This window comes from Acuticoccus mangrovi (assembly GCF_016411865.1).
Taxonomy (GTDB): domain Bacteria; phylum Pseudomonadota; class Alphaproteobacteria; order Rhizobiales; family Amorphaceae; genus Acuticoccus; species Acuticoccus mangrovi.
The window spans coordinates 25,272-44,254 of sequence record NZ_JAEKJA010000014.1 but is presented as its reverse complement, the minus strand read 5'-3'; the positions used below and the strand labels follow the sequence as shown (position 1 = coordinate 44,254).

Below are 18,983 nucleotides of genomic sequence, written 5' to 3'. Positions count from 1 at the left end.
TCGACGATCTCGCGCAGATGACCAACGTCGCCGCCCCGGTGCGCACCGCCCTCGCCGAACGGGTGGCGGTGGGCTCGGCCGAGCTCGTCGACGAGCAGATCTCCACCGACGGCACGCGCAAGTGGCTGCTGCGCTTTCCTGCCCGCGGCCCCGGCGCCCCGGTGGAGGTGGAGACCGTCTATATCCCCGAGGACCATCGCGGGACGCTGTGCGTGTCGAGCCAGGTGGGCTGCACTCTCAACTGCAGCTTCTGCCACACCGGCACCCAGCGCCTGGTGCGCAACCTCACCGCCCACGAGATCGTGGAGCAGGTGGTGTTCGCCCGCCGCCGCCTGGGCGACTTCGCATCGGACCGCAGCGCCACCGGCGGTCCCGTGGGCGGACGCATGGTGTCGAACATCGTGCTGATGGGAATGGGCGAGCCGCTCTACAACTTCGACGCCGTGAAGGCGGCGATGGCCGTCGCTTCGGACGGAGACGGCCTCTCCCTCTCCAAGCGGCGCATCACCGTATCCACCTCCGGCGTGGTGCCGATGATCGAGCGCGTCGGCCGCGAGATGGGCGTGATGCTCGCGATCTCGCTGCATGCCGTGCGCGACGAGGTTCGCGACGTCCTCGTGCCGCTCAACAAGAAATACCCCATCGCCGAGCTGATGGACGCCTGCCGGCGCTATCCGGGCCTCTCCAACGCCCGCCGCATCACCTTCGAGTACGTGATGCTGAAGGACGTCAACGACAGCGATGCCGACGCCCGTGCCCTGGTGGAGCTGATCCGCGGCATCCCGGCGAAGATCAACCTGATCCCCTTCAACTCCTGGCCCGGCTCGCCCTACGTGTGCTCGGACTGGGAGCGCATCGAGGCGTTCGCCGACATCGTCAACCGGGCGGGCTACGCCTCCCCCGTGCGCACGCCGCGCGGGCAGGACATTCTCGCCGCCTGCGGCCAGCTGCGGTCGCAGTCGAAGAAGCTGTCGGCGCGGGAGCGACGCGCTCTCGACAGCGAGCCGGCCTGACGCCATGACCGCCATCTGGGCTGCCACCGCACAGTCCTGCATGATCGCCATCGCCTACACGGCCGCGTGCCTTGCGGCGGGCGCCTTCGCGGTGGTGGCGATCCTCAACCTGACGCCCGCCGACCTCAGCGGCGACCCCGGGACGGTGATCGAGTTCACCATCCTCGCCCTCTCCACCGCCTTCTCCGCCTTCGTCTCGGCCTTCTGGCCGGCGGTGATCGCCATCGCCATCACCGAAGGGCTCAAGCTGCGCGGGCTGGTCGCCTATGCGCTCGCCGGCGCGGCGGTGGGCCTTGCGAGCGCCTTCCACACCGGCGTCATGCTGAACGGCGGCGACACCATGATGGTGACGATGCGCAGCGCCGAGCTCAGCGTCGCCTGCGGCGCCATCGGCGGCTTCGTCTACTGGATGATCGCGGGGCGCACCGCCGGCTACTGGCTCGAACTCAACTGGTTCGACCCCCACCGGCGCTGACGCCTCCCCTGCCGACGGCCTCCGCTTCCGACGGGCTCCGCTCAGGCGGAGAGGCGCATCGGCTGCATCACCGTCTCCGCCGCCGGCAGCGCGCCCTGATCGGCGACTCCCGTCCACAGATCGAGGAAGCGGGTGAGCCACGCCCGCACGGCGCCGTCGTACACGGCACGGCCGGCGAAATGATCGCGGCGATTGCGCGCGCCCGGCAGCTTCATCCGCTCGTGGCCGCGCGTCGTCCAGCGATAGAGCATCGCGAGGGTGATCTCGGGATGGAACTGGAGGCCGTAGGCGTTCTTGCCGACGCGGATCGCCTGCTCCTCGTAGTGGTGACCCTTCAGCAGGACCTCGGTGCCCTTGGGCGTGCGGAAGCCCTCGCGGTGCCACTGGTAGACCTTGTCCGGCCACTCCATCAGCTGCTCGCCCGCCGGCGTGGGCATGACGTCGTAGTAGCCCACCTCCACCTGGCCGTCGGGGTGGGGACCCACGGTGCCGCCGATGGTCTTCGCCAGCATCTGCGCCCCGAGGCAGATGCCGAGGAAGGGCGTCTCCTCGCGCAGCGGAACGTTGATGAAATCGATCTCGCGCCTGACGAACGCCTCGGTGTCGTTGGCGCTCATCGGACCGCCGAAGATCACGACGCCCGCGTGCTCCGCGGTGGACTTCGGCAAGCTGTCGCCGAGCGCGGGGCGGCGGATGTCGAGCCGATAGCCGCGCGCGGCGAGCATCTGCCCGACGCGGCCGGGCGTCGAATGCGCCTGATGGAGGACGATCAGGATGGGACGTTCGTGCTTTGCCACGCCGCCGGTCTCACTTACTCGTGCCTTGATTTTCATCATGGTTCGAAATGTATCAGACAATGTTGCGGTGCGCCATCACAGGCCCCGCTTCTCCTCGATGCGTTTGCGGATCATCACCCGCTCGCGGGCGGTCACGCCGAGGAGTTCGGCAACGCGCCATACCACGTTGTCCTCGAACTCCGACACCTCGCCGTCGGCGAACACCATTTCCCACATCAGCGCCACCACGTCGCGGCGGCCCTCCTCGTCGAGCTCGCGCTTCAGGACGGAGGTGAAGCCGTAGAGGTCGACGGCGTCGTCGTCCCGCCGGGTGGCCTCGCTGACGAGCTCCTCGGTCTCGGTCGGGCTCAGCTCGTAGTGCTTGCCGAGAACGGCGCGCAGGGTGCGCTTCTCGTCCTCCGTCACCACCCCGTCGACCGCGACGATGTGGACGAGGATCGCCGCCACCGACAAACGCGCGTCCGCTGCTGAAAAGGTCTCTTCGCCTTCGCCGGCATGGGAGAGCTTGTTAATCCAGTCGGTAAGGGCCTGAAGCACGAGTCGATCTCCTGAGTTCCATAAAACATGGCGCAGCCTCGACCGGCTGGCAAACATCTCGACGCGGTGCCGCGCCCGTCACCACCTCTTCGTGATGCAACGTGATCCGCATCCCACGCTCGGAGCCATTATTGAAAGGATGCGGGCCATGCCCGGCCCACGGAGGCTCAGTCCCATGCGATGGTTCATTGCGATCTTCGGCGCGGCGCTCCTTGCAACCTCCGCCGCCACCGCCGGCGAGCAGTATGTGAACGCCAGCGGCTACGCCAACGCCGGCTACGACGTCGTGGCCTATTTCGACCTCGAGCAGGCGCCGCTCGGTGCCGCCCAGCCCGAAGCCGTGCCGGGCTCACCGCGCTTCACCGCCACCTACAACGGCGCCGCCTTCGCCTTCGCGAACGCTCACAATCGCGATCGTTTCCTCGCCGATCCCGCCCGCTTCGCGCCGCAATATGACGGGCACTGCGCCTACGGCGTCGCCCAAGGCGGCAAGGTGCCCGGCAACCCCCACCTCTGGCGCATCCGCGACGGCAAGCTCTACCTGAACATCACCCCCAACGTCGTTTCCTTCTGGGAGGAGGACGTCGCGGGCAACATCGACAAGGCGGAAGCCAACTGGCCGGGCATCGAGCCGACGCCCGCCTCCGAGATGGCCATTCCGAAGTTCGACGCGACCGCCGCTCCGTCCGGCTGAGCCATCCCGCCGGCCCGTCGGGCCGCCGCCTCTCGCAGAGCGGCAATCTCCACCCTCCCCGGCCCGCGCGCTCGCGCCCGGGGGCGCCCCCCTCGGCCCGCCGCATATCGGGCAATCGGCGCTGCGCTTTGACGGAACTGGGCAGCATCCTTATTTCAGACGAAGGCAACCTAAATGTAACGAGACAATATCGTGGAATTGACGGGCGAGAGGGTCATCAACGCGCCGCAGTCGCGCGTGTTCGATGCGTTGCGGGATCCTGTCATCCTCCGTCAGGCGATCCCGGGGTGTCAGGCGCTGACACGGCTGTCGGACGAGCGCTACGAGATCACCGCCGGGCTCAAGATCGGCTCGGCGCGCTCCACCTTCGTCGGCATCATCGAGGTGACGAAGGCCGAGCCGCCGAACTCCTACGCCCTCTCGGGCAACGCCGACGGCGGTCATCTCGGCACGGCGACCGGCGGGGCCCACATCGCCCTCGCCGCCATCGACGCCGACAGCACCAACCTCGCCTATCAGATGGCGGTGGCGCTGTCGGGCGACCTCGCCTCGATCCCCGACACCATCCTGCAGTCGACGGCGAAGACGCTCGCCGCCGAGTTTTTCTCCCGCCTCTCGCTGCTTCTCGAAGACGACGCGCCGCCGGCCGCCCTCACCGAGCCCGCGAGCCAGCGCCGGCCGAGCCCGCCGCACGACCGGGGCGCCGAAGCCCTGCCGGAATTTCCCGAGAGCCGCGAGCCCGACGCCAGCGCGGCGGACGAGTGGGCGAGTGCGGAGGTCTCCCCCAAGAAACCCGAGGTGGAACGGGAGCCCGAGCTGGAACGGGAGCACGAGGTGGAAGAGGCGAGCCCCGCCACCGACGCGACGGGCGCATGGATCGAGGAGCGGCCCGCCCGCACCCCCACCGACGACATCTACTACGAGCGCGCCACCGTGATCCCGGCCGAGGACGAGGGCCCCGCGGCCGAGCCCCCCGCCGAATGGCGGCGGCCCACCTCGTCGACCTCGTTCTCGGCACGCAGGCCGAGCCGCCCCCGCGCCGAGGATCAGTCCGAGGGAGGCAGCAAGCTCTGGCGCTGGCTCTTCGCCATCATCGGCGCCGTCGTCATCGCGATGCTGCTCAGCAACGGCTTCTGAGCCGTCCGCCTCCGCCTCAGTCGCGCGAGAAGAGGATCGACGACGTCGTCACCTCGACGCCCGATTCCATCTTGTCGCTGGTCTCGATCGTGAAGGTGCCGTCGCCGGGCGTCGTGATGGTCATCTTGGCGACGTCGTCGCCGTTGACGGAGCGCGGGAAGGTCATGGTCAGCTCGACGGTCTCGCCGTCGACATAGCTGCCGTCGAGTTCGGCGATGCCGACGTCGGCGCCCTTGTAGGTGCCGACGAAGCGATCTCCCACCCGCTTGAGCTGCGCGCCGATCTCGCGCTTCAGAATGAGCATCGCGCGGCAGGCGCCGGCGAAGCCGATCGTGTCGGCGGTCTGCTCACCCTTGATTTTGCACGAGACGTTCATCGGACGCGACCCCTCGTCCTTCTGGACGAAGCCCTTGCCCGACCAGGGGCCGGTCATGTCCGGCGACTCGTTGACCGCAACGGCCGGGCTACCGAGCATCAATGCAACGGCGATCGCAGGTGCGAAAATCTTTAGCATCAACAGAAAACTCCATCAGTACCTTGGGCGCTGCCGGCGCCATTGAAAGGCCGTGCCTCACGTCAAACAGCGGCCGCATGCGGCCGAAGACGATGATCATAGCACAAGCTTGCCCGAATGAACGCTTTCCAGCCGCCCCTTGTGCCGCGCGCCGCCGGCTGATACCCCCCGTGCCGCAGCGTTCCTCGAAGGAACTGAAAGCGATCGCGGTGCGGCCGACCCAACTCGGGGGCCAAATCCGTGGCTGCCGGATGACGGTCCCGCCGTGGGATCGGCCCTCGTGGTGCGCGCATCGGCCAACACGAGAGGCACCATGCGCACGATCATCGTTCTCAACCTTCTCCTTGCCGCGACCGCCGCGTTCGCCCACCCGGGCCACGTGGGAGAGGTCTCCGGGCATACCCACTACATCGCCTTCGGGCTGATCACGATGGCGGCGCTCATCGTCCTCGCGCTCCTGCCGACGGCGGTCCGGATCCATCGCGCTCGCCTCGCCAAACGCCGCGCCCGCTAAGCCATGAACGAGCATATCGGGGTCATGGTCTGCGGCCATGGCTCCCGCTCCGGGAGCGCGGTCGCCGAATTCGCGACCGTGGCGGAGGCCCTGCGTACCCGCTTTCCGCAATGGCCGGTGGAGTATGGCTATCTGGAGTTCGCCAATCCCGTCATCCGCGACGGGCTCGACAAACTGCGCGGCCAGGGCGTGGAGCACGTCCTCGCCGTGCCGGGGATGCTGTTCGCCGCCTCGCACGCCAAGAACGACATTCCGAGCGTCCTCAACGCCTACGCGCTGAAGCACGGCATCCGCATCGACTACGGCCGCGACCTCGGCGTCGACGCGCGCATGCTGAAGGCCGCCGCGGACCGGGTGCAGGCGGCGATCGACGCCTTGAACGCGGCCCACGGCGAGGCTCCCGCCTCCGATACCTGCCTCGTCGTGATCGGCCGCGGCGCCTCCGACCCCGACGCCAACGCCAACGTGGCGAAGGTCGCCCGGCTCCTCTGGGAGGGCTTCGGCTTCGGCTGGTGCGAGATCGGCTATTCCGGGGTCACCTTCCCGCTGGTCGAGCCCTGTCTCGACAGGGTGACGCGGCTCGGCTTCCGCCGGGTGATCGTGTTCCCCTACTTCCTGTTCTCGGGGATCCTGATCGACCGCATCTACGGTTTCACCGACCGCGTGGCGGCCCGGCATCCCGAGATTCACTTCGCCAAGGCCGCCTATCTCGGCGACCATCCGGCCGTGCTCGACACCTTCGAAGAGCGCGTCACCGAGATCCTCCAAGGCCAGGCGGTGATGAACTGCGGCATGTGCAAGTACCGCACCCAGGTGCTGGGCTTCGAGGTCGACGTCGGCGCGCCGCAGGAAAGCCACCACCATCACGTGGAGGGCATGGGCGCCTCCGCCCCCGGCTCCTCGGTCGAGACGTGCAGCCTGTGCGACACCTTCTGCACCGGGGCCTGCCGCGTGCTCCTCCCCCACGATCACGGGCATGACCACGATCATGGGCACAGCCACGACCATGGGCATGACCACGACCATGGCGAGGGTCACTCGCACAGCCACCATCACGGCCACACGCACGCCCACGGGCACGCTCACGCTCACGCTCACGACCATGATCATCACCATGGCGACGCGCATGATCATGAGCACCATCATAATGGGCACGATCACGGCCACGACCATCACCACCACTACCCGCACGAGAAGCATCCGTTCGGGCCGGTGAGCGTGGTGCGCGACGGTGCCGTGCTCTATGAGCGCGACCCGGAGGCGATCACGGCGAAGTCGTTCGCGATCATCCGCGCCGAAGCCGATCTCGAGCGTTTCGGGGTCAACGCCCCCGTCGCCGAGCGCATCGCCCACGCCGCCGGCGACACGGAGATCCTGGACGACCTCGTGTTCTCCGGCGATCTCGTGGCGGCGACGCGCGCCGCCCTCGCCGCCGGTGCGCCCGTGGTGGTCGACAGCGAGATGACGCGCCACGCGATCTCGGCGCGTTACGTCGATCCCGCCCGCGTCGTCTGCCACCTCAACGACGAGGCGACGCCCGCCGAGGCCGAGGCCGCCGCCACCACGCGCTCGGCGATCGCGATCCGGCGGGCGGCGGCGGAGATCGCGGGCGGCATCGTCGTGATCGGCAACGCGCCGACGGCGCTCTTCGAGCTGATCGATCTCCTCAACAAGGGGGTGCGGCCGGCGGCCATCCTCGCCTTCCCGGTGGGCTTCGTCGGCGCGCTGGAATCGAAGGCGGCCCTCGTCGCCCTCGACCCGGACGTGCCGTTCGCGACGCTCACCGGCCGTCGCGGCGGCAGCGCCATGGCGGGCGCCGCGCTCAACGCCATCGCCCGCTGACATCATGGCCCCCTGGCTCACCGTGATCGGCTGCCTTCCCGACGGCACCCTCGCCCCTCGCGCGCCCCGTGGGGCGCTCGAGGGGGCGGTGTTCGGCGCCCCCCGCCTGCTCGAGGCGGTCGGGGTGCCGGCGGCGGCCCGCCACCCCTGGCCGCGCCCCTTTTCGGAGGGCATCGCCGCGATCCTCGCCCGGCGCGGCACCCCCACGACGGTGCTCGCCTCGGGCGATCCGCTGCACTACGGCGTCGCCACCACGCTCCTCGCCCACGTCCCGATCGAGGAGATGAGCGTCTACCCGGCGCCCTCCGCGTTCGCGCTGGCGGCGGCACGACACGGCTGGGCGCAGGAGAGCGTCACCACCCTCTCCCTCCACGCCGCACCCGAAACGGACATCCTCACCCACGCCGCCCCCGGCCGACGCCTCCTGGCGCTGACCCGCGACGGCGGCGCGCCGGCCCGCATCGCCGCCATCCTGACGGGCGCCGGCTACGGCGACAGCCCCGTCCACATCCTGCAGAATCTCGGCAGCCCCGAGGCCGCCGTCGAGGCCACCATCGCCCGCTCCGTCGCCGGCGAATTCGCCGCGCTCAACGTCGTCTCGGTGGAGTGCCGCCGCCCCGGCCCCGTCGGCGTCGACGATCTCGTCCACGACGGCTGCGTCACGCGCGACGAAATCCGCGCCCTCACCCTCGCCGCCCTCGGCGCGCCCGGCCATCTTTGGGACGTCGGGGCGGGCAGCGGCGCCGTCGCCATCGACTGGTGCCGCACCGGCGGCACGGCGACGCTCTTCGAGCGCGTCCCGTCCCGCATCGCGGCGATCCGGGAGAACCTCGCGGCGACGTGCACCCGCGCCACCCTCCTCGCCGGCGAGGCGGCCGACCGGCTCGCCGAGGCCGCGCCCCCCGACGCCGTGTTCCTCGGCGGCGGCGTCGCCGACGACGTTCTGTTCGCAGCGCTCTGGCAGCGCCTGCCGCCCGGCGGCGTGATCGTCTCCAACGCCGTCACCCTGTCCGGCGAGGCGGCGACCCTTGCCCGCTACGCCCTCCACGGCGGCCGCCTGACACGCATCGCCCTTTCCCACGCCGAGCCCGTTGGCCGGCTCGTCGCCATGAAGCCCGCGATGCCCGTCCTCCAGTGGCGGGGGGTGAAGCCTTGAGCGCGGCGCGCCACATCACAACCACGGCGGCGGCGCGGCGACGCGACCGCCGGGAGCGGATGACATGACCCTCACAATCGTGGGCGTCGGCCCCGGCGATCCCGAACTCCTGACGCTGAAGGCGGTCCGCATCCTCGCCGCGGCCGACGTCGTCGCCTACCCCGTCAGCTCGCAGGGAAGCTTCGCCGCCCGCATCGCGGCCGCCCACATCGGCGCGGCCGAGCACTTCGCCTTCGCGATCCCGATGTCGGGGGATGGCGCCGCCGAGGCCGCCTACGACGCCGCAGCCGAGACCATCGCCGGCCACCTCTCAGCCGGCCGCACCGTCGCGCTCCTGTGCGAAGGCGATCCGATGCTCTATGGCAGCGCCGCGTCGGTGATGGCGCGCCTCGCCGGACGCTTCGCGGTGGACGTGGTGCCGGGCGTCACGGCCGCCTCCGCGTGCGCGGCGGTGTCAGGCACCAGCATGGTGCGCTACTCCGAGCCATTGACGATCCTGCCCGCCACCGCCTCGGCGGAGAGGCTGCGCGCATCCCTCGCCGCCGACGGTGCGCTGGTGATCTACAAGATCGGCCGCCATTTCGACGCCGTCAAAGCGCTGATCCGGGCTGCCGGGCGCGACGGCACGCTGATCGCCCGCGCGACCTTGCCCGAGCAGGAGATCACCCCGCTCAACGACGCGCCCCCCGGCCCCAAGCCCTATTTCTCGACCGTCCTCGTGCCCGCCGCGAGCTCGGACATGTCCTCGCGGCCGGCCGTGGACGTCGACGCGCCGGTCGCGGTCGTGGTGCTCGGCCCCTCGGCGCTCGCGACCGCGCGGGCGGCGAAGGCCACGCTCGCCGCGGCCGGCATCGACGCGCGCCTCCACGGCCTCGTCGCGCGGGTGGAGGCGGAGGCGGTCGACGTGCCCTTCGCGGCCGCGCGCCATCACATCGGCCACCTCTTCGCGACCGGCCACACGGTGGTGGGGGTGATGTCGGCCGGCATCCTGATCCGCGCCGTCGCGCCCTACCTTGCCGACAAGCCCGCCGAGCCCGCCCTCCTCGCCCTCGCCGAGGACGGCAGCGCTGTGGTGCCCCTCCTCGGCGCCCATCGCGGCGGCGGCCGGATCGCCACCCTCCTCGGTGAGACGTTCGGCGTCGCACCCGCCGCCACCACCCAGGGCGAGGTGCGCCTCGGCGTCGCGCTCGACGACCCGCCGGCGGGCTGGCGCGTCGCCGATCCGCGCCCCTTCAAGCGGCTCGCCGCCGACCTTGCCGCCGGCGGCGGGGCGGCGCCCGATCCCTCGCTCGACTTCCTCGCCTCGCTCCCCGCGGGTGCGGCGCCGATCCGCTCCACCATCCACCCCGCCGCGGACGCCGACATCGTGCCCACCTATGTCGCCCGCCGCGTGGCGCTCGGCATGGGGGCGGAACGCCATGCCGACCCGGCCGCCGCCGTAGACTTCGCCCGCGCCGCGCTCGACGCGGCGGCGATCGACCCGCGCGCCGTCGCCGTCGTCGTGTCGCTCGACAAGAAGGCCGACGAGGCGGCCCTCGCCGCCGTCGCCGCCGATCTCGGCGCGCCGCTGCGCGTGTTCGACGCCGCCACCCTCGCCGCGCAGGAGCCGCGCCTCGCCACCCCGTCCGAAACGGTGCGGGCGGCGGTGGGCGTCGCCGGCGTCGCCGAGGCCGCCGCGCTCGCCGCCGCCGGTCCGGACGGCGCTCTCATCATGCCCAAGCGCGTCGAGGGCGCCCTCACGCTGGCGCTCGCGGCGGCAGTGCGCCCGATCACCCCCACCGTGGGGCGGGCACGCGGGCGCCTGCGCGTCGTCGGCATCGGCCCCGGCACCGCGCGCTGGCGCACCCTCGAATGCCTCGACGCCCTCGCCCGCGCCGACGCCTTCGTCGGCTACACTCTCTACCTCGACCTCGTGGAGGATCTGCGCGGCAGCCAGAGCCGGCACGACTTCGCCCTCGGCGAGGAGACCGCCCGCGTCCGCTACGCGCTGGAGCTCGCCGGCACGGGGCGCGACGTGGCGCTGATCTCCTCCGGCGACCCCGGCATCTACGCGATGGCGACGCTCGCGATGGAGCTCCTCGACACCGGCAACCTCAGCGAGGGCGCCCGCCGCGTGGCGGTGGAGGTGGTGCCCGGAATCTCCGCGGCGCAGGCCGCCGCCGCCCGCCTCGGCGCACCGCTCGGGCACGACTTCGCCTTCGTCTCCCTCTCCGACCTGATGACGCCGTGGGAGGCGATCCGCCGGCGCCTGGAGGCGGCAGCAGTGGGCGATTTCGTCGTCGCCCTCTATAATCCGCGCTCGCGGCGCCGCACGTCGCAGCTCACCGAGGCGCTCGAGATCTTCCGCGCCCACCGGCCCGCCGCGACGCCCGTGGTCGTCGCCGCGAGCCTCGGCCGCCCCGCCGAAGCGCTCCACCACACCACCCTCGGTGCCCTCGACGCGGAGCGGGTCGACATGCTCGCCACCGTCCTCGTCGGCGCCTCCACCACGCACCGCTTCACCCGGGGCGACGGCCGGATCCACGTCTACACCCCGCGCGGCTACGAGGTTCACCCATGATCCACTTCATCGGCGCCGGGCCCGGCGCGCCCGATCTCATCACGGTGCGCGGCCTCAACCTGATCCGCTCCTCGCCCGTCTGCCTCTTCGCCGGGTCGCTGGTGCCGGAGGCGGTGGTGGCCGAGGCGCCGGAGGGCGCCCGCGTCGTCGACACCGCATCGATGACGCTCGACGACATCCTCGCCGAGATGGTGGCCGCCCACGCGGCGGGCCACGACGTCGCCCGCGTCCATTCCGGCGACCCCTCCCTCTACGGCGCGACGGGCGAGCAGATGCGCCGGCTCGACGCCCTGTCGATCCCCTACGACATCGTGCCGGGCGTGCCCGCCTTCGCCGCCGCGGCGGCGACGCTCAAGACTGAGCTCACCCTTCCCGACGTCGCCCAGACGGTGATCCTCACCCGCACCGCCATGAAGTCGTCGAAGATGCCCAACCGGGAAGACCTTTCGACGCTCGGCGCCTCGGGGGCGACGCTCGCGATCCATCTCTCGGTGCGCAACATCCGTCACGTGGTGGCGGAGCTGACACCGCACTACGGCGCCGACTGCCCGGTGGTGGTCGTGGTGCGCGCCTCCTGGCCCGACGAGGAGGTGATCCGGGGAACGCTTCAGACCATCGCCGGACTGGTGCGGGCGGCGAAAATCACCCGCACCGCCCTCATCCTGGTGGGGCGGGTGCTCGATGCCGGCGACTTCACCGACTCCGCCCTCTACGACCCGGCCCACCGCCACATCTTCCGCAACCAGAAGACGGCTCAGAGATAGTGGCGGAGGCGGCGCATCATGGTGTCGACGTCGCGGGCGTTGGCGTGGGGCTGGCCTCGCGGGCGCTGCACCATGTAGACTACCAGACGCCGCTCGCGGGCGGCGACCAGCTTGGCCGCCGTCGCCTCGCCGCCGGCATTCTTCGTCACCATGGCGTCGAAGCGGAAGCGGTCGAAGATCGCCCGCTCGTGCTCGATGTCGAAGGGGCCACGCTCGCGGATCACCACCACGTCCTTGCGCGAGCCGAGGTCGGGCACCTCGATGGTGCGGGCGACGAGCTCGAGGTCGCGCCGCGCGAGGAAGGGGGCGAGGCCGCCCGCCCCCACCGTCAGAAACACGCGCGAGCCCTCGTCGATCCGCTCGGCGGCCTCCTCGAGGGTGCGCACGTCGATCCATCGATCGCCGAGTGCACGGCGCCAAGGAGGGCGCTCCAGGCGGAAATAGCGCACCCCGGCGGCGCGCGCGGCCCGCTTGGCGGCCGGGCTGATGGTGGCGGCGAAGGGGTGGGAGGCGTCGACGAGCACCTCCACCTCCTCGGCCTTCAGATAGGCGGTGAGCGCCTCCTCGCCGCCGAAGCCGCCGCGGCGGACGGTGCCCGGATAGTCGGCCGAGGTGCGGCCGGCGAGGGAGACGGTGAAGTCGGCGCCGCGCTCGTCGAGCCGTTCGGCGAGCTCGCGCGCCTCCTCCGTCCCGCCGAGGATCAGTAGCTTAGACATGCGCCACCACCTCCCCCTTGCGATCGACCACCAGGATGCCGACGGCGACCGGCGCACCACGCAGATGCTTCAGCGCCGCCGCCCGCGCCCGCACGGCGACGAGGTCGGCGAGCGGCGCCCCCCGCTCCCGCGCCACCGCCAAGGCGGCCATCGCCGTCGGCGCCGCGGTGATGGCCGCGACCGTCCCGGCATCGACACCCGCCTCGGCGGCCCACTGGCCGAGCGCCCCCATATCCACCTCCGAGCGCGAGGAGTGAAGATCGAGCGCCCCCGCCGCAAGCTTCGACAGCTTGGCAAAGCCTCCGGCGATCGTCAGCCTCGGCACAGGATGATCACGCAGATATTTCAAGACGCCTCCCGCGAAATCGCCCATGTCGAGCATCGCGTGGTCGGGCAGACCGAGCACGGTCTGGGCGGTCCGCTCCGACGTGGAGCCGGTGGCCGCCGCGACGTGCGGCACGCCTTCGGCCCGCGCCACATCAATGCCGCGGTGGATCGAATGGATCCACGCCGAGCACGAATAGGGCGTCACGATCCCGGTGGTGCCGAGGATCGACAGCCCCCCCAGAATGCCGAGGCGCGGGTTCCAGGTGCGCGCCGCGAGCCGCTCCCCGTCGACCACGCCGATCGTGACGACGACGTTGCCGTCCGCTCCGTTCTGTGCCGCCACCTCGGCGATCGCCGTCGCGATCATGCGGCGCGGCACCGGGTTGATGGCGGGTTCGCCGACGTCGATCGGAAGGCCCTGCCGGGTAACGGTGCCGACCCCCTCGCCGGCGACGAAGGCGACGCCGCCCGCCGCCCGCCGCCGCACCCGCGCCCACACCGTCGCCCCGTGGGTGACGTCGGGGTCGTCGCCGGCGTCCTTCACCACGCCCGCCATCGCTTCGCCCTCGCCGAGCCGCTCCTCGGCGAGAGCGAAGCTCGCGGTGCCGCCCCGCGGCAGGGTGATCGCCACGGGGTCGGGAAAGGCGCCGGTGAGGAGCGCGGCGTAGGCCGCCTTCGCCGCCGCCGTCGCGCAGGCCCCGGTGGTCCAGCCCGAACGCAGCGGACGGTCGCTCTCCCCAATGCTGTCGCGGTGAGGGCTCAATGAACGGCTGCAGCAACGACGGGCGCGGCGACGAAGGCCGCTTCGCCGCCCTCGACGGCGCGCCCTTCCCCGACTTCGCGCCGGGCAGCGTCTGGCTCGTGGGCGCGGGCCCCGGAGCGCCGGGGCTCCTCACCCTCCTCGGCTACCACGCCCTCTGCCACGCCGACGTGGTGGTGCACGACGCCCTCGTCGGCGAGGCGGTGCTCGGCTTCGCCCGCCCCGGCACGCGCCGCATCTACGCCGGCAAGCGGGGCGGCAAGCCGTCCGCCGTCCAGGCCGACATCACCGAGACGCTGATCGGTGAGGCGCGGACCGGCGCGCGGGTGCTGCGCCTCAAGGGCGGCGATCCGTTCATGTTCGGGCGCGGCGGCGAGGAGTGCGAGGCGCTCTACCGCGCCGGCATCGCCTACCGCGTGGTGCCGGGCATCTCGGCCGGTCTCGGCGGGCTCGCCTATGCGGGGCTCCCGGCCACCCATCGCGACATCAACCAATCCGTCACCTTTCTCACCGGGCACGATCTCACCGGCGCCCTACCCCACGCGATCGACTGGCCGATGGTCGCCAAGGCCTCGCCGGTCGTCGTCATGTATATGGCAGCCAAGCACCTTCCGGCCATCGCCCAACGCCTCATCGCCGGCGGCCGCGCGCCCGACGAGCCCGTGGCGGTCATCGCCCACGCGACGCTGCCCGATCAGGCGGTGATTCGTCTGTCGCTTGGGGAGGCGACGACGCCGCGCGACCTGCCCACGCCGGCGGTCGTCGTCCTCGGCCGTGCGGTCACCAAGTCGGAGAGCCTCGAATGGTTCGACGCGGCAGCAAGTCGGGGACTATTCGGCTAGCCGGCAAAACAATCTTCAGTGCACTGATCTGATGGAGAAACCCGGCCGATTGTGACAGCCGGGAGCTGGCGGCGAAGCAAGCCGTCCACAGGGGCGTCGCGAAAAAGTGAGTATCGCCAACCTGTTGCCGCACTGCACAAATTACAATTCGATGACAGCCTCGGCCAAGCTACGCGTTGACGCGTACCTGAAAGCGGGTCACGCTTAGCCGGTAAACCAACGTGCTGGCACACAACATGCACGACCCGGCGGCGTGCATGCCACCAGCCTGAGCCCATCGCACCAGGAGGCCGACCGATGCTTCGGACGATTGCACTCGCTGTCTCACTCGTCGCCGCTTCCGCGACGGCACGCGCAACACCCCCCGTCGTCGATGTCGAGCTGATTCTCGCCGTCGACGTGTCTTGGTCTATGGACCTCGACGAGCAGCGGCTGCAACGTCAAGGTTATGTTGATGCGATCCGCCACCCCGACGTCATCGCCGCGATCCGCAAGGGCGATTGGGGCCGCATTGCGGTAACCTACGTCGAATGGGCCGGAGTTGGCCTTGAGCGCACGCTGGTCCCATGGACGATAATCGAAGACGATGCAAGTGCGAATGCGTTCGCGAACCAGCTGGAAGAGGCCCCGATCGGCCGCATGCGCCGCACCTCGATCAGCTCTATCCTGATCCACAGCGCCACATTGTTCGACAACGGCATCGACAGCTTCCGCCGCGTGGTGGACGTGTCGGGCGACGGACCGAACAATATGGGTACGCTCGTCACCGACGCGCGCGACCTCGTCTTGCGGCAGGGCATCACCATCAACGGCCTGCCGATCATGATCAAAACCAACCGCTCGGCCGGCTACTTCCACCTCGAATCCCTCGACAAATACTACGAGGACTGCGTCATCGGCGGCTTCGGCGCCTTCATGATCACCGTCAACGACAAGAAGCGGCTCCAAGAGGCGATCCGCCGCAAGCTCATCCTCGAGATCGCCGCGATCCAGCCCCGCGTGATCCCGGCGGGCTACGCCTCCCGCTCCGATCCCCATGTGATCCCCGCAGGCTACAGCTCCCACTCCGACCGTCCCCGCGTCGATTGCGCGGTGGGCGAAAAGCAGTGGAACCGTTGGCGCCGGCTCGACCGGTGGTAGGACCGCGGCGGGCGGGCCTCCCCTCGCCGCCCCCGTTGCGCTAGAGCGGCACCATCACCGCCGCCTGACGTCCCTGCCGATCACGTCGGCGCAGCAGTCCCGGCGGCCACATTGGCATAGCGGAGCCACCACGTTAGCGTGGCAGCCTCAAGGGCCACCTCGGCGTGGCCGTCCTTCAAGAGCGCGCCCGCCAGCTCCGCTCCGCAGACCGGCACCTCTCCCGCCGAGCGCCGATCCGGATGGCGGACCGAACCGGAGCCGCCGTCCATGAGCTTCCTCGTCGCCGCCCCGGCCTCCGGCTCCGGCAAGACGGTGACCACCACCGGCATCCTCGCCGCCCTCGCCCGCCGCGGCGTTCCGGTCGCCCCGGCCAAGGTGGGGCCCGACTATATCGACCCCGGCTACCTCGCCGCCGCCGCCCGCGTGCCCGCCGTCAATCTCGACCTCTGGGCGATGCGCCCCGCCCTCGCCCGCCACCTCGCCCGCCGGGCCGCGCTGGTGGTGGAGGGCGTCATGGGCCTCTTCGACGGCCCGTCGAGCGGGTCGGGATCCTCCGCCGACGTCGCCAAGCGGTTCGGCCTCCCCGTGGTCCTCGTCGTCAACGCCGAGCGGCAGAGCCACTCCGTCGCCGCTCTCGTCCACGGCTTCGCGACGTTCGACCCGAAGGTGCGGCTCGCCGGCGTGATCCTCACCCGCGTCGCGAGCCCCCGCCACGCCGCAATGCTGGGCGATGCCCTTTCCGAGCGTGCCACCCCGCTCCTCGGCATGATCCCGCGCGACGCGGCGCTCGCCCTGCCGTCGCGCCATCTCGGCCTCACCCAGGCGGTCGAGGACCCGGACCTTGCCGCGCGCATCGCCGCGATCGCCGACGTGGTCGCCGCCCACTGCGATCTCGACGCCCTCGCGAGCCTCGCCACCGCGGCGCCCGAGACGCCCGACGCGCCGGACGATGCCGGCGCCCCGCCGCCGCTCCCGCCCTTCGGCAGCCGCATCGCCATCGCCCGCGACGCGGCCTTCGCCTTCGCCTATCCCCACCTTCTCGACGGCTGGCACCGGGCCGGCGCCTCATTGCACCCCTTCTCGCCGCTTGCCGGCGAGGCGCCCGACGGGGCCGCCGACGCGATCTTCCTGCCGGGAGGCTATCCCGAGCTCCACGCCGGCTCCCTCGCCGCCGCCCCTCTGTGGCGCGATGGGCTCGTCGCAGCCGCCCGGCGTGGCGCCGTCGTCTACGGCGAGTGCGGCGGCTACATGGCCCTCGGCGAACGGCTGATCGACGCCGACGGCATCGCCCATCGGATGGCCGGCCTCTTGCCCGTCACCACGAGCTTCGCCGAGCCGCGCCGCACCCTCGGCTACCGCCGCTTCACCCACGACGGCCCCCTCTTCCCCCGTGCGCTCAAGGGGCACGAGTTCCACTACGCGCGCGTCGTCGGCGCCGAGGGCGAGCCGCTGTTCCAGGTCGAGGACACCGGCGGCGACCCGCTCGGCCCGATGGGCAGCCGCGTCGGCCGCGTCGGCGGCTCCTTCGGTCACGTCATCGACATGGTGGCGTGAGAGGATGCCGGCAGCGGCACCGCGCCCGGCCGCCTCTCCCCGACACCCCCGCCCTTGAACCCCGGGCCTCCGCCGCTAAAACGCCCCCGTGCCACAACGCGCGCTCCGGCCATGGAAATGACGCGGCTCCGCGCATCGCAACAGAGCGCGCCCCCTTCGCCGGGAGCCGCCTTCGAGGAGGACCATCTTGGCGACAGTGTCGGTGCTCGGAGCGCCCACCCAGAGCGGAACCTATCGGCGCGGCTGTCTGATGGGGCCGGCGGCGCTGCGCACCGCAGGCATCGTGGAGATGCTCGGCGAGCTCGGCCATCAGGTGGCGGAGGACCGCGACATCATCCCCGACATCGTCGGGATCGACGACGGCCCCTACGCCCCGGCCCATCATGTGGGTGAAATGGCGGGGTGGACCCGCGCGATCCGCCGCGCCGTCGCCGACGCCCTCGGCGCCGGCCGGGTGCCGATCCTGATGGGCGGCGACCACTCGATCGCCGCCGGCTCGCTCGCCGCCCTCACCGATGTCGCCCCCGGGAGCCACATCCTGTGGCTCGACGCCCACCCCGACTTCAACACGCTCACGACCACCACCACGGGCAACCTGCACGGCACGCCGGTGGCGCTCGCCGCCGGCCTCGACGGGGCGGACGTGATCTACGGCGCGCCGATCACGCCGATCGACCCGCGGCGGGTGACGATGATCGGCATCCGCTCGGTGGACCCGGACGAGCGGGCGCTGCTGCGCGCCCACGGCGTGACGGTGCACGACATGCGCGACGTCGACGAGTACGGCATGGGCGCGCTGGTGCGTCAGACGCTGAAGCGCGTCGCCGCCGAAGGCGCCCGGCTGCACGTGAGCCTCGACGTCGACTTTCTCGACCCCGACATCGCCCCTGCCGTGGGCACCACGGTGCCGGGCGGAGCGACGGTGCGCGAGGCGCATCTCGTGATGGAACTCCTCCACGAGAGCGGCCTCGTCGGCTCGCTCGACCTCGTGGAGCTCAACCCGTTTCTCGACGAGCGCGGCCGTACCGCGCACCTCATGGTGGATCTCGCGGCGAGCCTCTTCGGTCGCACCATCATGGACCGTCCGACGCAGGCGTGGTGATCCCCCGCCGTCCATCGCGCGAGGCCGCGCCCACGCACGGTGGGCCGCAAACGAATCGGCCGCCGCGACATCGGTCGCGGCGGCCGCTCACAAAAACACCGACGATCTGTTCACGGGTCGCCGGCGCTGGTCACGTTCTGTTGAGACGATATCTGCTGTCAGACCGCCTTAAGCTGCTCGGCGGACGTGCGCCCGCGCTTCGGGTCCTTGAACAGCTCGTAAGACACACGCTGCCCCTCGGTGAGGGAATTCATCCCCGCACGCTCAACCGCCGAGATGTGGACGAATACATCGGCCCCGCCCTCGTCCGGCTGAATAAACCCGTAACCCTTGGTTCCATTGAACCACTTGACTGTACCTGTCGCCATGACGGCCTCCTGTCTCCCGGTACCTTCCGCGCCTGGCCCCGCACCCGGCGTCGAAATCTCATGGCTCGCGGCAACCGCGAACCCTTACGTCGTGGCTGGCGTTCCGAACCCTCGGTCGCGCCCGTCACGCCGCTTTGTCGACCCAATCTGTTGGTTGAGGTCGTAGTTAGT

At 71.1% G+C, this 18,983-nt stretch carries 19 protein-coding genes and 1 pseudogene; 14 read left to right on the top strand and 6 right to left on the bottom strand.

The window, feature by feature from the left end:
- Together rlmN and JCR33_RS16570 are read left to right on the top strand one after the other, a co-directional pair.
- The coding region (rlmN, locus tag JCR33_RS16575) for a 23S rRNA (adenine(2503)-C(2))-methyltransferase RlmN (protein WP_198883228.1) at window positions 1–1,013 on the top strand (1,013 nt) is incomplete at its 5' end.
- 4 nt (window positions 1,014–1,017) lie between these two features.
- On the top strand, window positions 1,018–1,488 hold the full coding sequence (locus JCR33_RS16570) for a hypothetical protein (RefSeq protein ID WP_198883227.1): 471 nt from the start codon (window positions 1,018–1,020) through the stop codon (window positions 1,486–1,488).
- Window positions 1,489–1,529: 41 nt separating this feature from the next.
- Here the strand turns inward: JCR33_RS16570 and JCR33_RS16565 are convergent, their stop codons facing one another.
- The gene (locus tag JCR33_RS16565; RefSeq protein ID WP_211110357.1) at window positions 1,530–2,324 is read right to left on the bottom strand and encodes a glutamine amidotransferase; all 795 of its coding nucleotides are present in this window, start codon (window positions 2,322–2,324) and stop codon (window positions 1,530–1,532) included.
- A 36-nt stretch (window positions 2,325–2,360) separates the two neighbouring features.
- Window positions 2,361–2,822, bottom strand: coding sequence for a tellurite resistance TerB family protein (locus JCR33_RS16560; RefSeq protein WP_332461215.1), 462 nt, complete (start codon window positions 2,820–2,822; stop codon window positions 2,361–2,363).
- Between the two features lie 175 nt (window positions 2,823–2,997).
- Here JCR33_RS16560 and JCR33_RS16555 point away from each other — a divergent pair, with 175 nt between their 5' ends.
- Entirely contained in the window at window positions 2,998–3,516 is a 519-nt protein-coding gene (locus tag JCR33_RS16555; protein ID WP_198883225.1) for a YHS domain-containing (seleno)protein, read from the top strand.
- A 192-nt stretch (window positions 3,517–3,708) separates the two neighbouring features.
- Window positions 3,709–4,653: an SRPBCC domain-containing protein gene (locus JCR33_RS16550; RefSeq protein ID WP_198883224.1), complete on the top strand. Its 945-nt coding sequence runs from the start codon at window positions 3,709–3,711 to the stop codon at window positions 4,651–4,653.
- A gap of 16 nt (window positions 4,654–4,669) precedes the next feature.
- Here JCR33_RS16550 and JCR33_RS16545 read toward each other — a convergent pair whose 3' ends face one another.
- A complete protein-coding gene (locus JCR33_RS16545) occupies window positions 4,670–5,086 on the bottom strand; it encodes a hypothetical protein (RefSeq protein WP_198883223.1) in 417 nt (138 codons plus the stop codon).
- Between the two features lie 394 nt (window positions 5,087–5,480).
- Here JCR33_RS16545 and JCR33_RS16535 point away from each other — a divergent pair, with 394 nt between their 5' ends.
- The 6 genes and pseudogenes from JCR33_RS16535 (at window position 5,481) to cobM (ending at window position 12,003) form a co-directional block, all read left to right on the top strand.
- Window positions 5,481–5,681, top strand: coding sequence for a DUF6732 family protein (locus tag JCR33_RS16535; protein ID WP_198883221.1), 201 nt, complete (start codon window positions 5,481–5,483; stop codon window positions 5,679–5,681).
- Between the two features lie 3 nt (window positions 5,682–5,684).
- Window positions 5,685–6,413 (top strand): annotated as a pseudogene (locus JCR33_RS25540) (sirohydrochlorin chelatase); the annotation flags it as partial.
- A 504-nt stretch (window positions 6,414–6,917) separates the two neighbouring features.
- Window positions 6,918–7,523: a precorrin-8X methylmutase gene (locus tag JCR33_RS25040; protein WP_332461216.1), complete on the top strand. Its 606-nt coding sequence runs from the start codon at window positions 6,918–6,920 to the stop codon at window positions 7,521–7,523.
- 4 nt (window positions 7,524–7,527) lie between these two features.
- Complete coding sequence (locus JCR33_RS16525) at window positions 7,528–8,679, top strand: bifunctional cobalt-precorrin-7 (C(5))-methyltransferase/cobalt-precorrin-6B (C(15))-methyltransferase (RefSeq protein ID WP_198883219.1); 1,152 nt, start codon at window positions 7,528–7,530, stop codon at window positions 8,677–8,679.
- A gap of 64 nt (window positions 8,680–8,743) precedes the next feature.
- A complete protein-coding gene (gene cobJ / locus JCR33_RS16520) occupies window positions 8,744–11,239 on the top strand; it encodes a precorrin-3B C(17)-methyltransferase (RefSeq protein ID WP_198883218.1) in 2,496 nt (831 codons plus the stop codon).
- A complete protein-coding gene (gene cobM, locus JCR33_RS16515; RefSeq protein WP_198883217.1) occupies window positions 11,236–12,003 on the top strand; it encodes a precorrin-4 C(11)-methyltransferase in 768 nt (255 codons plus the stop codon). The genes cobJ and cobM overlap by 4 nt, the downstream gene beginning before the upstream one ends.
- On the opposite strand, the gene JCR33_RS16510 is transcribed toward cobM, so the two are convergent.
- Window positions 11,994–12,719: a cobalt-precorrin-6A reductase gene (locus JCR33_RS16510; RefSeq protein WP_198883216.1), complete on the bottom strand. Its 726-nt coding sequence runs from the start codon at window positions 12,717–12,719 to the stop codon at window positions 11,994–11,996. The two genes, cobM and JCR33_RS16510, sit on opposite strands and share 10 nt — an antisense overlap.
- On the bottom strand, window positions 12,712–13,809 hold the full coding sequence (locus JCR33_RS16505; protein WP_232372632.1) for a cobalt-precorrin-5B (C(1))-methyltransferase: 1,098 nt from the start codon (window positions 13,807–13,809) through the stop codon (window positions 12,712–12,714). Before JCR33_RS16505 ends, JCR33_RS16510 begins: the two co-directional genes overlap by 8 nt.
- Between JCR33_RS16505 and cobA the strand changes: the two genes are divergently transcribed.
- From cobA to rocF, 4 genes are all read left to right on the top strand, one after another.
- Window positions 13,809–14,648: a uroporphyrinogen-III C-methyltransferase gene (cobA, locus tag JCR33_RS16500; protein ID WP_198883215.1), complete on the top strand. Its 840-nt coding sequence runs from the start codon at window positions 13,809–13,811 to the stop codon at window positions 14,646–14,648. The genes JCR33_RS16505 and cobA overlap by 1 nt on opposite strands.
- Window positions 14,649–14,945: 297 nt before the next feature.
- Window positions 14,946–15,788, top strand: a complete 843-nt coding sequence (locus tag JCR33_RS16495) for a DUF1194 domain-containing protein (RefSeq protein ID WP_198883214.1) — start codon at window positions 14,946–14,948, stop codon at window positions 15,786–15,788.
- Between the two features lie 267 nt (window positions 15,789–16,055).
- Window positions 16,056–17,342, top strand: coding sequence for a cobyrinate a,c-diamide synthase (locus tag JCR33_RS16485; protein ID WP_198883212.1), 1,287 nt, complete (start codon window positions 16,056–16,058; stop codon window positions 17,340–17,342).
- A 187-nt stretch (window positions 17,343–17,529) separates the two neighbouring features.
- Window positions 17,530–18,444, top strand: a complete 915-nt coding sequence (gene rocF / locus JCR33_RS16480) for an arginase (protein WP_198883211.1) — start codon at window positions 17,530–17,532, stop codon at window positions 18,442–18,444.
- A gap of 158 nt (window positions 18,445–18,602) precedes the next feature.
- On the opposite strand, the gene JCR33_RS16475 is transcribed toward rocF, so the two are convergent.
- The gene (locus JCR33_RS16475; protein ID WP_198883210.1) at window positions 18,603–18,812 is read right to left on the bottom strand and encodes a cold-shock protein; all 210 of its coding nucleotides are present in this window, start codon (window positions 18,810–18,812) and stop codon (window positions 18,603–18,605) included.
- Window positions 18,813–18,983: the final 171 nt, after the last annotated feature.